We start from the raw sequence: 13,324 nt of genomic DNA on the forward strand, positions 1-13,324 counted from the left end.
TGTGCAATGCGCTATTAGGGGAAGGTGAACGCGTTGTCATTAGTAGCCTAACTGTCTATACTCGGCCACCGACCGCCAGGGGCTTTTGGGCCTGCTTTCTTGGGGGTCGTCACTCCCTGGGTGGTGAGTACCTGACCAGTGCGCGCCCCAACAACTTTGCCCTGATTGTTAGGGGCTCTTCAGTGTGAAAAAAAGCCGTGAAAAGCCAACGACCTGTAAACCTAGACCTAAGGACCATCAAACTCCCAGTCACTGCTTACACGTCCATTCTTCACCGTATCTCCGGTGTCATTCTCTTCGTCAGCCTGGCCATCATGCTTTATGCATTGGACAAGTCGCTCGACTCGGAAGAAGGCTTCGGTCAGGTGAAAGCGTGTCTGACCAGTCCGCTAGCCAAGCTAGTGATTTGGGGCATCCTGTCCGCCTTGCTGTATCACCTGGTTGCCGGTGTGCGCCACTTGATCATGGACATGGGCATCGGTGAGACGCTGGAAGGCGGCAAGCTGGGCTCGAAAATCGTTATCGCCGTTTCCGTGGTGGTAATCGTTCTGGCAGGAGTCTGGATATGGTAACCAACGTCACGAACCTTTCCCGTTCGGGCCTCTATGACTGGATGGCGCAGCGTGTGTCTGCGGTCGTTCTCGCGGCTTACTTCATTTTCCTGATCGGATATGTCGTAGCAAACCCTGGCCTTGGCTATGCCCAATGGCACGAACTGTTCGCAAACAACTGGATGCGTATCTTCAGTCTGCTGTCGCTTGTCGCACTGGGCGCTCACGCCTGGGTCGGCATGTGGACCATCGCGACCGACTACCTGACGCCGATGGCGTTCGGCAAGTCGGCGACTGCCGTACGTTTCCTCTTCCAGGCAGTATGCGGCGTCGCGATGTTTGCGTACTTCGTCTGGGGTGTGCAGATTCTTTGGGGTATCTGATTCATGGCTAACATTCCTACGATTTCTTTCGACGCCATCATTATTGGTGGCGGCGGTGCCGGCATGCGCGCTGCGCTGCAACTGGCACAGGGCGGTCACAAGACTGCCGTGATCACCAAGGTTTTCCCGACCCGTTCGCACACTGTTTCCGCCCAGGGCGGCATCACCTGTGCCATCGCTTCGGCTGACCCGAACGATGACTGGCGCTGGCACATGTACGATACCGTCAAGGGTTCCGACTACATCGGTGACCAGGACGCTATCGAATACATGTGTCAGGAAGGTCCTGCCGCGGTTTTCGAACTGGACCACATGGGCCTGCCGTTCTCGCGTACCGAAACCGGCCGTATCTACCAGCGTCCGTTCGGCGGTCAGTCCAAGGACTACGGCAAGGGCGGCCAGGCTGCGCGTACTTGCGCGGCGTCCGACCGTACCGGTCACGCACTGCTGCACACCCTTTATCAGGGCAACCTGAAAGCCGGTACCACGTTCCTGAACGAGTACTACGCCGTTGACCTGGTGAAAAACCAGGATGGCGCTTTCGTCGGTGTGATCGCGATCTGCATCGAAACCGGCGAAACCACCTACATCCGCGCCAAGGCTACCGTGTTGGCGACTGGCGGTGCCGGCCGTATCTACGCGTCCACCACCAACGCCCTGATCAACACCGGTGACGGTGTCGGCATGGCGCTGCGTGCTGGCGTGCCGGTACAAGACATCGAAATGTGGCAGTTCCACCCGACCGGCATCGCCGGCGCCGGTGTACTGGTCACCGAAGGTTGCCGCGGTGAAGGCGGTTACCTGATCAACAAGCACGGCGAGCGTTTCATGGAGCGTTATGCTCCGAACGCCAAAGACCTTGCCGGTCGCGACGTAGTTGCCCGTTCGATGGTGAAAGAAATCATCGCCGGCAACGGTTGCGGTCCGAATGGCGACCACGTGATGCTCAAGCTCGACCACCTGGGCGAGGAAGTGCTGCACAGCCGTCTGCCAGGCATTTGCGAACTGTCGAAGACCTTCGCTCACGTCGACCCTGTCGTTGCGCCGGTTCCAGTAGTTCCAACCTGCCACTATATGATGGGCGGCGTTGCCACCAACATTCACGGCCAGGCGATCACCCAGAACGCCGAAGGCGTGGACGAAATCATCCCTGGCCTGTTCGCAGTGGGTGAAGTGGCTTGCGTATCGGTTCACGGTGCCAACCGTCTGGGCGGCAACTCGCTGCTCGACCTGGTGGTATTCGGTCGCGCTGCCGGCCTGCACCTGGAAAAAGCGCTGACCGAGGGTATCGAGTATGACGATGCCACCGACGCCAACATCGAAGCCGCCCTGGCGCGTCTGTCCGCTCTGAATGAGCGTACCGAAGGCGAAGACGTGGCGACCCTGCGTCGCGAGCTGCAAAACTGCATGCAGAACTACTTCGGTGTGTTCCGTACCGGCGAGTACATGCAGAAGGGTATCGCTCAGCTGGCTCAATTGCGTGAACGAATCGCCAACGTGAAGATCAACGATAAGTCGCAGGCGTTTAACACTGCACGTATCGAAGCGCTGGAACTGCAGAACCTGCTGGAAGTGGCCGAAGCCACCGCCATCGCGGCAGAAGTGCGCAAAGAGTCCCGTGGTGCCCATGCCCGCGAAGACTTTGAAGACCGTGATGACGAAAACTGGTTGTGCCACACCTTGTTCTTCCCGGGTGAAAAACGTGTCGCCAAGCGTGCGGTGAACTTCTCGCCGAAGACCGTTCCGACGTTTGAACCCAAGATCCGGACTTACTAAGGGTGGCCGCCATGTTGCAAGTCAGTGTTTATCGCTACAACCCTGATCAGGACGCCGCGCCGTTCATGCAGGATTTCCAGGTCGATACCGGTGGTAAAGACCTGATGGTGCTGGACGTGCTGGCCCTGATCAAAGAGCAGGACGAAGGCTTTTCCTACCGTCGTTCCTGCCGCGAGGGCGTTTGCGGCTCCGACGGCATGAACATCAACGGCAAGAACGGCCTGGCGTGCATCACGCCGCTGTCCGCCGTGGTCAAGGGCAACAAGCTGATCGTTCGTCCGCTGCCAGGTTTGCCGGTTATTCGTGACCTGGTCGTCGATATGAGCATCTTCTACAAGCAATACGAGAAGGTGAAGCCATTCCTGCAGAACGATTCGCCGGCTCCGGCCATCGAACGTCTGCAGTCCCCGGAAGAGCGTGAAAAGCTCGACGGTCTGTACGAGTGCATCCTGTGCGCCTGCTGCTCGACCTCGTGCCCATCCTTCTGGTGGAACCCGGACAAATTCCTGGGCCCGGCCGCTCTGCTGCAAGCGTATCGCTTCCTGGCAGACAGCCGCGACACCAAGACGTCCGAGCGTCTGGCTGCACTGGATGACCCGTTCAGCGTATTCCGCTGCCGCGGGATCATGAACTGCGTCAACGTCTGCCCGAAAGGCCTGAACCCGACTAAGGCCATCGGTCACGTACGTAACATGCTGCTGCAAAGCGGCGTGTGATTCAGCTGCTGTACCCGTAGAACCGCTGTACCCGTACAGGTCGGGGCGTGGGCTTCAACCCGCGTCCTGGCTATAACCAGAACCGCCGCTCACAAAGCGGCAGTTCTTATTTTGAAGAAATGAGACAAGCAGGGGCATCCGGGCTGGTACCCGGACTATCAGCGTGATCCTAAGTGGCTTGTTTTGGTCGCTGCATTCGGACTTCTGCAAGTTTGCTCGGTGTTTTCGCCGATGGTGTTCCCCAAATCGAGGGTGACCAAGCATGCAAGAAAGCGTGATGCAGCGCATGTGGAACAGTGCCCACCTCTCCGGTGGTAACGCTGCCTATGTGGAAGAGCTCTACGAGCTCTACCTGCACGACCCTAACGCTGTGCCAGAAGAGTGGCGCACCTACTTTCAGAAGTTGCCGGCTGACGGTAACTCTGCCACTGATGTTTCGCACTCGACAATTCGCGATCATTTCGTGCTGCTGGCAAAGAACCAGCGCCGCGCTCAACCGGTGTCTGCCGGCAGCGTGAGCAGTGAGCACGAGAAGAAGCAAGTTGAAGTGCTGCGACTGATCCAGGCCTACCGGATGCGCGGCCACCAGGCAGCCCAGCTGGACCCGCTGGGGCTGTGGCAGCGTCCTGCACCTGCAGACCTGTCGATCACTCATTACGGCTTGACCAATGCCGATCTTGATACGACCTTCCGTGCCGGCGACCTGTTCATCGGCAAAGAGGAAGCGAGCCTACGCGAAATTCACGAAGCGTTGCAGCAGACATATTGCCGCACCATCGGTGCCGAATTTACGCACATCGTCGATTCCGAGCAGCGCCAGTGGTTCCAGCAGCGTCTGGAAAGCGTTCGTGGCCGTCCGACCTTCTCCGCTGACGTCAAGAGCCACTTGCTCGAGCGCGTCACTGCCGCCGAAGGCCTGGAAAAGTACCTGGGCACCAAATACCCGGGCACCAAGCGTTTCGGCCTGGAAGGTGGCGAAAGCCTGATCCCGCTGCTGGACGAACTGATCCAGCGCTCCGGTTCCTACGGCACCAAGGAAGTCGTCATCGGCATGGCCCACCGCGGCCGTCTGAACGTGCTGGTCAACACCTTCGGCAAGAACCCGCGCGAGCTGTTCGACGAGTTCGAAGGCAAGAAGAAGGTCGAGCTGGGCTCCGGTGACGTCAAGTATCACCAGGGTTTCTCGTCCAACGTGATGACCACCGGTGGCGAAGTTCACCTGGCGATGGCCTTCAACCCGTCCCACCTGGAAATCGTTTCTCCGGTGGTCGAGGGGTCGGTCCGTGCCCGTCAGGATCGTCGCAACGACCCGACTGGCGAAAAAGTCCTGCCGATTTCCATCCACGGTGACGCTGCATTCGCAGGTCAGGGCGTGGTCATGGAAACCTTCCAGATGTCGCAGACTCGCGGCTTCAAGACCGGCGGTACCATTCACCTGGTGATCAACAACCAGGTCGGCTTCACCATCAGCAACCCGGAAGACTCGCGTTCCACCGAGTACTGCACCGACGTTGCGAAGATGATCCAGGCGCCGATTCTCCATGTGAATGGCGATGACCCGGAAGCCGTGCTGTTCGTGACCCAGTTGGCCATCGACTACCGCATGCAGTACAAGCGTGACGTGGTGATCGACCTGGTCTGCTACCGTCGTCGCGGCCACAACGAGGCCGACGAGCCAAGCGGCACCCAGCCTCTGATGTACCAGCAGATCGCCAAGCAGCGCACCACCCGTGAGCTGTATGCCGAGCGCCTGACCCAGAGCGGTGTGCTGGACGCTGAGCGCGTCCAGGAAAAAGTCGATGAATATCGCAATGCCCTGGACAATGGCCTGCATGTTGTAAAAAGCCTGGTCAAAGAGCCGAACAAAGAGCTGTTCGTGGACTGGCGCCCGTACCTGGGCCATGCCTGGACCGCTCGTCACGACACCCGTTTTGATCTCAAGACCTTGCAGGAACTGTCCGCCAAGCTGCTGGAAATTCCGGAAGGCTTCGTGGTTCAGCGTCAGGTCGCGAAAATCTACGAAGACCGGCAGAAGATGCAAGCCGGCGGCCTGCCGATCAACTGGGGTTATGCCGAAACCATGGCATACGCGACCCTGGCGTTCGAAGGTCACCCTGTGCGCATCACCGGCCAGGACGTAGGCCGCGGCACTTTCTCGCACCGTCACGCGGCGCTGCACAACCAGAAAGACGCCAGCACCTACATCCCGCTGCAACACCTGTACAAAGGCCAGCCACGTTTCGACCTGTACGACTCGCTGCTGTCCGAAGAAGCCGTCCTGGCGTTCGAATATGGCTACTCCACCACCGAGCCGAATGCGCTGGTGATCTGGGAAGCCCAGTTCGGCGACTTCGCCAACGGTGCCCAGGTGGTTGTCGACCAGTTCATCACCAGCGGCGAGCACAAGTGGGGCCGTCTCTGCGGTCTGACCATGCTGTTGCCACACGGTTATGAAGGGCAGGGGCCGGAGCACTCTTCGGCACGTCTGGAGCGTTACCTGCAGCTGTGCGCCGAGCACAACATCCAGGTGTGCGTACCGACGACCCCGGCTCAGATCTACCACTTGCTGCGCCGTCAGGTGATTCGCCCGCTGCGCAAGCCGCTTGTAGTGCTGACACCGAAGTCATTGCTGCGTCACAAGCTGGCGATCTCGACTCTGGAAGATCTGGCCGAAGGCTCGTTCCAGACCGTTATCCCGGAAATCGACGCTCAGGATCCGGCCAACGTCGGTCGCGTGGTTCTGTGCAGCGGCAAGGTCTATTACGACTTGCTGGAAAAACGCCGTGCCGAAGGCCGTGACGATATCGCCATCGTGCGTCTCGAGCAGCTGTACCCGTTCCCGGAGGACGACCTGGTCGAAATCCTGGCTCCGTACAAAAACCTGAAGCACATCGTCTGGTGCCAGGAAGAGCCGATGAACCAGGGTGCGTGGTACTGCAGCCAACATCACATGCGCCGCATCATCAGCGCTCACGACAAGTCGCTCGTACTTGAGTACGCCGGCCGTGACGCTTCTGCTGCACCTGCTTGTGGTTATGCATCGATGCACGCCGAGCAGCAGGAACAACTGCTGCAAGATGCCTTTACCGTTTAATGCCTTCGCGCACCTGAAACCGAATTTAAGGAACCACAGATAATGGCTATCGAGATCAAAGCCCCCACTTTCCCGGAATCGGTTGCCGATGGCACGATTGCCACCTGGCACAAAAAACCGGGCGACGCGGTCAAGCGCGACGAACTGATCGTCGACATCGAAACCGACAAAGTTGTCCTGGAAGTGTTGGCCGAAGCTGACGGCGTCCTGGGCGCCATCATCAAGAACGAAGGCGACACCGTACTGTCGGCCGAAGTGCTGGGCTCCATCGAAGCGGGCGGCGCTGCTGCCGCTGCTCCGGCTGCTGCCGCCGCACCGGCCGCCGCTCAGGCTGCTGCTCCTGCCGCTGGCGGCGAAGACGATCCAGTCGCCGCTCCTGCTGCTCGCAAGCTGGCTGAAGAGAATGGCATCAACATCGCTTCCGTTGCCGGCACCGGCAAGGGTGGTCGTGTGACCAAGGAAGACGTGGTTGCAGCGGTTGCCGCCAAGAAAGCCGCTCCGGCCGCTGCGCCAGCCAAGGCTGCCGCGCCTGCCGCTGCCGCTCCGGTGTTCGCTGCCGGTGATCGCGTTGAAAAACGCGTTCCGATGACCCGCCTGCGCGCCAAGGTTGCCGAGCGTCTGGTTGAAGCCCAGTCGAACATGGCGATGCTGACCACCTTCAACGAAGTCGACATGACCGAAGTCATGGCCCTGCGTTCGAAGTACAAGGACCTGTTCGAGAAGAGCCACAACGGCGTACGCCTGGGCTTCATGTCGTTCTTCGTCAAGGCTGCCACTGAAGCACTCAAGCGCTTCCCGGCCGTCAACGCGTCGATCGACGGTTCCGACATCGTTTACCACGGTTACGCCGACATTGGTGTTGCGGTCTCCAGCGACCGTGGCCTGGTGGTTCCGGTCCTGCGTAACGCCGAACTGATGAGCCTGGCTGAAATCGAAGGCGGCATCGCCACCTTCGGCAAGAAAGCCCGTGACGGCAAGCTGTCCATCGAAGAGATGACCGGCGGTACGTTCACCATCACCAACGGTGGTACATTCGGTTCGATGATGTCGACCCCGATCGTCAACCCGCCACAAGCGGCGATCCTGGGCATGCACAACATCCTGCAACGCCCGATGGCGATCAATGGTCAGGTCGTGATTCGTCCGATGATGTACCTGGCATTGTCCTACGATCACCGTCTGATCGACGGTAAAGAAGCCGTGACTTTCCTGGTAACCATCAAGAACCTGCTTGAAGATCCGGCTCGTCTGCTGCTGGATATCTGATTCGCCGCAAGGGCCGGTCGGTTGACCGGCCTCTTGCTGAAATAACCGGTTTCGTCCCACGACGGTCTCCACAAGTGACCGTCCGGTTTGATTCGAGAAGGAATGACTCATGACTCAGAAATTCGACGTGGTAGTGATTGGTGCGGGCCCTGGCGGCTACGTAGCGGCCATCAAGGCTGCGCAACTGGGCCTCACCACTGCCTGCATCGAGAAATACACCGACAAGGAGGGCAAACTGGCCCTCGGCGGTACTTGCCTGAACGTCGGTTGCATTCCGTCCAAGGCGCTGCTGGACAGCTCCTGGAAGTTCCATGAAGCGCAGGATGGCTTGGCCATCCACGGCATTGGCGGTGTCAACCGCGAAAACGTCACCATTGACGTACCTGCCATGGTTGGCCGCAAGGCCAACATCGTCAAAGGCCTGACCTCTGGCGTTGCCACCCTGTTCAAGGCCAATGGCGTGACCTCGATCCAGGGCCACGGCAAGCTGCTGATGGGCAAGAAGGTCGAAGTGACCAAGCCAGACGGCTCGGTTGAAGTGATCGAAGCCGAGAACGTCATCCTGGCACCGGGCTCGCGTCCGATCGACATTCCGCCGGCTCCGGTGGACCAGAACGTGATCGTCGATTCGACCGGCGCTCTGGAGTTCCAATCCGTACCAAAACGCCTGGGTGTGATCGGCGCGGGTGTTATCGGTCTGGAGCTGGGTTCGGTCTGGTCGCGCCTGGGCGCGCAAGTAACCGTCCTCGAAGCACTGGACACCTTCCTGATGGCCGCCGACACCGCGGTTTCCAAGGAAGCGCTGAAAACCCTGACCAAGCAAGGCCTGGACATCAAGCTGGGCGCTCGCGTGACCGGCTCCAAGGTCAACGGCGAAGAAGTCGTGGTGAACTACACCGACGCCAACGGCGAACAGACCATCACTTTCGACAAACTGATCGTTGCGGTTGGCCGTCGCCCAGTGACCACTGACCTGCTGTCCGCCGATTGCGGCGTGACCCTCGATGAGCGCGGCTTCATCGCGGTTGACGAGCAATGCGCAACCGACGTTCCGGGTGTCTACGCCATCGGTGACGTGGTACGCGGCATGATGCTGGCGCACAAAGCGTCCGAGGAAGGCATCATGGTGGTCGAGCGCATCAAGGGCCACAAAGCCCAGATCAACTACGACCTGATCCCGTCGGTTATCTACACCCACCCGGAAATCGCATGGGTTGGCAAGACCGAGCAAACCTTGAAAAACGAAGGTGTTGAAGTTAACGTCGGCACCTTCCCGTTCGCAGCCTCCGGCCGTGCCATGGCAGCCAACGATACCGGTGGTTTCGTGAAAGTCATCGCTGATGCCAAGACGGATCGTGTATTGGGCGTTCACGTGATTGGCCCAAGCGCTGCCGAGCTGGTACAGCAAGGCGCGATCGGCATGGAATTCGGCACCAGCGCTGAAGATCTGGGCATGATGGTCTTCTCCCATCCGACCCTGTCCGAAGCCTTGCACGAAGCGGCCCTGGCCGTAAATGGCGGTGCCATCCACGTGGCCAACCGCAAAAAGCGTTAATAGACAATAAGAAACCACGGCGGTATGGCCCGTCGTGAGCCTTGCGAGCAAGACTCACCGCGGAATATCCGCTGGACGCAGCCTTGCGTAGCGGCACCGGTCAACCGGAACGCTACGCAAGCAGCAGTCACAGGTGGTGCGGCACCATAACGGTGCAGCACCGAATGCGCAGTACCTAACGAAGACGGTAATAAGCATGAATCTTCACGAGTATCAGGGTAAGCAGCTGTTCGCTGAGTACGGCCTGCCAGTATCCACCGGCTACGCGGTAGACACCCCGGAAGCGGCAGCAGAAGCTTGCGACAAAATCGGCGGCAGCGAATGGGTTGTCAAAGCCCAGGTTCACGCCGGTGGTCGCGGTAAAGCGGGCGGCGTCAAGCTGGTTCGCAGCAAAGAAGACGCCAAAGCCTTCGCACAGCAGTGGCTGGGCAAGCGTCTGGTGACCTACCAGACTGACGCCAACGGTCAGCCAGTCACCAAGATCCTGGTTGAATCGTGCACTGATATCGCTAAAGAGCTGTACCTGGGCGCTGTCGTTGACCGTTCGAGCCGCCGTATCGTGTTCATGGCTTCCACCGAAGGTGGCGTGGACATCGAGAAAATCGCTCACGATACCCCTGAGAAAATCCTCAAGGCCACCATCGATCCACTGGTTGGCGCCCAGCCATTCCAGGGTCGCGAGCTGGCATTCCAGCTGGGTCTGGAAGGCAAGCAGGTCACTCAGTTCGCCAAGATCTTCGTAGGCCTGGCCAAGCTGTTCCAGGACCACGACCTGGCGCTGCTGGAAGTGAACCCGCTGGTGATCAAGGCCGACGGCGATCTGCACTGCCTCGATGCCAAGATCAACATTGACGCCAACGCCATGTACCGTCAGCCTAAGCTGAAGACTTTCCACGATCCGTCGCAAGACGATCCGCGCGAAGCGCACGCTGCCAAGTTCGAACTGAACTACGTGGCCCTGGAAGGCAACATCGGCTGCATGGTCAACGGTGCTGGCCTGGCCATGGGTACCATGGACATCGTCAACCTGCATGGCGGCAAGCCAGCCAACTTCCTCGACGTGGGCGGTGGTGCTACCAAGGAACGCGTAACCGAAGCGTTCAAGATCATCCTGTCCGACACTAACGTCGCTGCAGTACTGGTCAACATCTTCGGCGGCATCGTTCGTTGCGACATGATTGCCGAAGGCATCATCGGCGCCGTGAAAGAAGTCGGCGTGAAAATCCCGGTTGTTGTTCGCCTCGAAGGCAACAACGCTGAGCTGGGCGCTAAAGTACTGGCAGAAAGCGGTTTGAACATCATCGCTGCTACCAGCCTGACCGACGCTGCTCAACAAGTCGTTAAAGCTGCGGAGGGCAAATAATGAGCGTCCTGATCAATAAAGACACCAAGGTTATCTGCCAGGGTATTACCGGTTCGCAAGGTAGTTTCCACACCCAGCAAGCTCTGGAATACGGCACCAAGATGGTTGGTGGCGTAACGCCGGGCAAAGGCGGCACCGAACACCTGGGCCTGCCTGTCTTCAACACCGTCAAGGACGCTGTTGCTGCCACTGGCGCCACCGCCAGCGTGATCTACGTTCCAGCTCCTTTCTGCAAGGATTCCATCCTTGAAGCAGCGTTCGGCGGTATCAAGCTGATCGTCTGCATCACCGAAGGCATCCCGACCATCGACATGCTGGAAGCCAAGGTCAAGTGCGACGAGCTGGGTATCACCCTGATCGGCCCTAACTGCCCAGGCGTGATCACTCCAGGCGAATGCAAGATCGGCATCATGCCAGGTCACATTCACTTGCCAGGCAAGGTCGGTATCGTTTCCCGTTCCGGCACCCTGACTTACGAAGCCGTCAAGCAGACCACTGACGCTGGTTTCGGTCAGTCGACTTGCGTCGGCATCGGCGGTGACCCAATCCCGGGCTCCAACTTCATCGACATCCTGAAGCTGTTCCAGGAAGACCCGAAGACCGAAGCGATCGTCATGATCGGTGAGATCGGCGGTTCGGCTGAAGAAGAAGCGGCTGCCTACATCAAGGCTAACGTGACCAAGCCGGTTGTTTCCTACATCGCGGGTGTGACTGCTCCTCCGGGCAAGCGCATGGGCCATGCTGGCGCAATCATCTCTGGCGGCAAAGGCACTGCGGACGAGAAATTCGCCGCTCTGCAAGACGCAGGCGTGAAAACCGTGCGTTCGCTGGCAGACATCGGCAAGGCCCTGGCCGAGCTGACTGGCTGGGAAATGAAGAAGTAAGCTTCGGCTGACTTTTTTGTTCCAGCAACAAAGGCCACCTTCGGGTGGCCTTTGTCGTTTTCGGATGAGGGAATTGCAATCAGCAACCCATTTAGATGCAAAAACGCGACACGGAAATGTCGTGTATCGGATAGTTCGCCCTGTAACAGTGCGTTATTCACACTAATTCGTTAGGCTACCCGCCATTTTTGCGACCGCTACCCACAAGGAAGCGGCGCGCTAAACGGGTTGGTCTTATACGGATCGGCAGCATTTCCCTCCATCCTTAAGGGAAGTCCCTCTCTAAATTCCGATTCAGCAGTGTGGTTTCCTTAAAATGAAAGTGTTGAAAGGCCAGGACATCCTGGCGCTTGGTTTCATGACCTTTGCCCTGTTCGTCGGGGCTGGCAACATCATCTTCCCGCCGATTGTCGGTTTGCAGTCCGGGCCCCATGTCTGGATGGCGGCGCTGGGCTTTCTGGTCACGGCGGTCGGGCTACCGGTCATCACCGTCGTTGCGCTGGCCAAGGTCGGTGGGGCGATGGATGCCTTGAGCAGTCCTATCGGCAAGGTGGCCGGTGGCCTGCTGGCGGCTGTGTGCTACCTGGCCGTTGGGCCGCTGTTCGCGACTCCACGCACCGCCACCGTCTCCTTCGAAGTCGGGCTGGCGCCGTTGACCGGTGAAAGCCCGCTGGCACTGTTTCTCTACAGTGCGGTGTATTTCCTGCTGGTGTTCTTCATCTCGCTCTATCCCGGCCGCTTGCTGGACACCGTCGGGCGATTCCTTGCCCCGCTGAAAATCATCGCTCTGGCCGTGCTGGGCATTGCCGCGTTTGCCTTGCCCGCCGGCGATATCGGCGTGGCGACACCGCAATACGTGGCCGCGCCATTCTCCCAAGGGTTCATCAACGGTTACCTGACCATGGATACCCTGGGCGCATTGGTGTTTGGCATCGTCATCGTCAATGCGATCCGTTCCCGGGGCGTTGAATCGCCTGCCTTGATCACCCGCTACGCCATCATCGCCGGGCTGATCGCCGGGGTCGGGCTGGCGCTGGTCTATGTCAGTCTGTTCCGCCTGGGGTCTGGCAGTCATGAAGTGGCCGCGGGCGCGACAAACGGCGCGGCTGTGCTGCATGCCTATGTGCAACACACGTTCGGCAGCCTGGGCAGCGGTTTCCTGGCGGTGCTGATTTCCCTGGCGTGCCTGGTCACTGCAGTTGGCCTGACGTGCGCCTGTGCCGAGTACTTCAGCCGTGTCTTGCCGCTGTCGTACAAAACATTGGTGGTCATCCTGGCGGCGTTTTCGCTGCTGGTGTCGAACCTCGGACTGACCAAGCTGATCGCTTTCTCGATCCCGGTCCTGACCGCGATTTACCCACCGTGCATTGCCTTGGTGGCCCTGAGCTTCTGCAAGGACTTCTGGCATGAGCAGGGGCGCATCGTCGGCCCGGTCATGCTGGTGTCGTTCCTGTTCGGCCTGATCGATGCGCTTAAAGGCGCTGGACTGGCGGATTGGATGCCGACGCAAATGGCCCATCTGCCATTGAGCGAGCAGGGTCTGGCCTGGCTCGTGCCGTCGGTGATGACCCTGGCGGTTGCGTTGGTGTGTGATCGTCTGCTGGGCAAGCGCAGCGAAGCCTTGGCCTGAGTTGCCGCGGCCTGCCACGAGCGGGCCCACCGGTAAAAAACAAATGCCCCGTATCCATCGATACGGGGCATTAATGAGATGGTCACCCCCACACCCTGCGAGGGCT

General features: G+C 59.3%; 10 protein-coding genes. All 10 read left to right on the plus strand.

Annotated features, from left to right (window positions below; translation table 11 throughout):
• The first annotated feature begins 197 nt into the window (after positions 1-197).
• The 10 genes from sdhC (at position 198) to brnQ (ending at position 13,218) form a co-directional block, all read left to right on the plus strand.
• Positions 198-572 carry a succinate dehydrogenase, cytochrome b556 subunit gene (gene sdhC / locus MKS85_RS25080; protein ID WP_024780620.1) on the plus strand — a complete coding sequence of 125 codons (375 nt, stop codon included), beginning with the start codon at positions 198-200 and terminating at the stop codon, positions 570-572.
• Positions 566-934 carry a succinate dehydrogenase, hydrophobic membrane anchor protein gene (sdhD, locus tag MKS85_RS25085; protein WP_047230490.1) on the plus strand — a complete coding sequence of 123 codons (369 nt, stop codon included), beginning with the start codon at positions 566-568 and terminating at the stop codon, positions 932-934. Before sdhC ends, sdhD begins: the two co-directional genes overlap by 7 nt.
• A 3-nt stretch (positions 935-937) precedes the next feature.
• Positions 938-2,710 carry a succinate dehydrogenase flavoprotein subunit gene (sdhA, locus tag MKS85_RS25090; RefSeq protein ID WP_047230489.1) on the plus strand — a complete coding sequence of 591 codons (1,773 nt, stop codon included), beginning with the start codon at positions 938-940 and terminating at the stop codon, positions 2,708-2,710.
• A gap of 11 nt (positions 2,711-2,721) precedes the next feature.
• A complete protein-coding gene (locus tag MKS85_RS25095; RefSeq protein WP_047230491.1) occupies positions 2,722-3,426 on the plus strand; it encodes a succinate dehydrogenase iron-sulfur subunit in 705 nt (234 codons plus the stop codon).
• Between the two features lie 262 nt (positions 3,427-3,688).
• Positions 3,689-6,520 (plus strand): 2-oxoglutarate dehydrogenase E1 component, encoded by a 2,832-nt coding sequence (locus tag MKS85_RS25100; protein WP_047230488.1) that lies wholly within the window; start codon positions 3,689-3,691, stop codon positions 6,518-6,520.
• Positions 6,521-6,562: 42 nt separating this feature from the next.
• Positions 6,563-7,786 (plus strand): 2-oxoglutarate dehydrogenase complex dihydrolipoyllysine-residue succinyltransferase, encoded by a 1,224-nt coding sequence (gene odhB, locus MKS85_RS25105; protein WP_139049433.1) that lies wholly within the window; start codon positions 6,563-6,565, stop codon positions 7,784-7,786.
• A 109-nt stretch (positions 7,787-7,895) separates the two neighbouring features.
• Positions 7,896-9,341, plus strand: a complete 1,446-nt coding sequence (gene lpdA, locus MKS85_RS25110) for a dihydrolipoyl dehydrogenase (RefSeq protein ID WP_047230486.1) — start codon at positions 7,896-7,898, stop codon at positions 9,339-9,341.
• 196 nt (positions 9,342-9,537) lie between these two features.
• Positions 9,538-10,704, plus strand: coding sequence for an ADP-forming succinate--CoA ligase subunit beta (gene sucC, locus MKS85_RS25115; protein ID WP_003179235.1), 1,167 nt, complete (start codon positions 9,538-9,540; stop codon positions 10,702-10,704).
• On the plus strand, positions 10,704-11,588 hold the full coding sequence (gene sucD, locus MKS85_RS25120) for a succinate--CoA ligase subunit alpha (RefSeq protein ID WP_014339581.1): 885 nt from the start codon (positions 10,704-10,706) through the stop codon (positions 11,586-11,588). The genes sucC and sucD overlap by 1 nt, the downstream gene beginning before the upstream one ends.
• Before the next feature lie 316 nt (positions 11,589-11,904).
• On the plus strand, positions 11,905-13,218 hold the full coding sequence (gene brnQ / locus MKS85_RS25125; protein ID WP_047230485.1) for a branched-chain amino acid transport system II carrier protein: 1,314 nt from the start codon (positions 11,905-11,907) through the stop codon (positions 13,216-13,218).
• Positions 13,219-13,324: the final 106 nt, after the last annotated feature.

Source organism: Pseudomonas sp. JL2 (assembly GCF_031570495.1).
Taxonomy (GTDB): Bacteria; Pseudomonadota; Gammaproteobacteria; order Pseudomonadales; family Pseudomonadaceae; genus Aquipseudomonas; species Aquipseudomonas rhizophila.

Coding starts and splice junctions, on each gene's coding strand:
- odhB (WP_139049433.1), top strand. CDS start 6,563: ATGGCTATCGAGATCAAAGCCCCCACTTTCCCGGAATCGGTTGCCGAT.
- sucD (WP_014339581.1), top strand. CDS start 10,704: ATGAGCGTCCTGATCAATAAAGACACCAAGGTTATCTGCCAGGGTATT.
- sdhA (WP_047230489.1), top strand. CDS start 938: ATGGCTAACATTCCTACGATTTCTTTCGACGCCATCATTATTGGTGGC.
- MKS85_RS25100 (WP_047230488.1), top strand. CDS start 3,689: ATGCAAGAAAGCGTGATGCAGCGCATGTGGAACAGTGCCCACCTCTCC.
- lpdA (WP_047230486.1), top strand. CDS start 7,896: ATGACTCAGAAATTCGACGTGGTAGTGATTGGTGCGGGCCCTGGCGGC.
- sucC (WP_003179235.1), top strand. CDS start 9,538: ATGAATCTTCACGAGTATCAGGGTAAGCAGCTGTTCGCTGAGTACGGC.
- MKS85_RS25095 (WP_047230491.1), top strand. CDS start 2,722: ATGTTGCAAGTCAGTGTTTATCGCTACAACCCTGATCAGGACGCCGCG.
- sdhD (WP_047230490.1), top strand. CDS start 566: ATGGTAACCAACGTCACGAACCTTTCCCGTTCGGGCCTCTATGACTGG.
- brnQ (WP_047230485.1), top strand. CDS start 11,905: ATGAAAGTGTTGAAAGGCCAGGACATCCTGGCGCTTGGTTTCATGACC.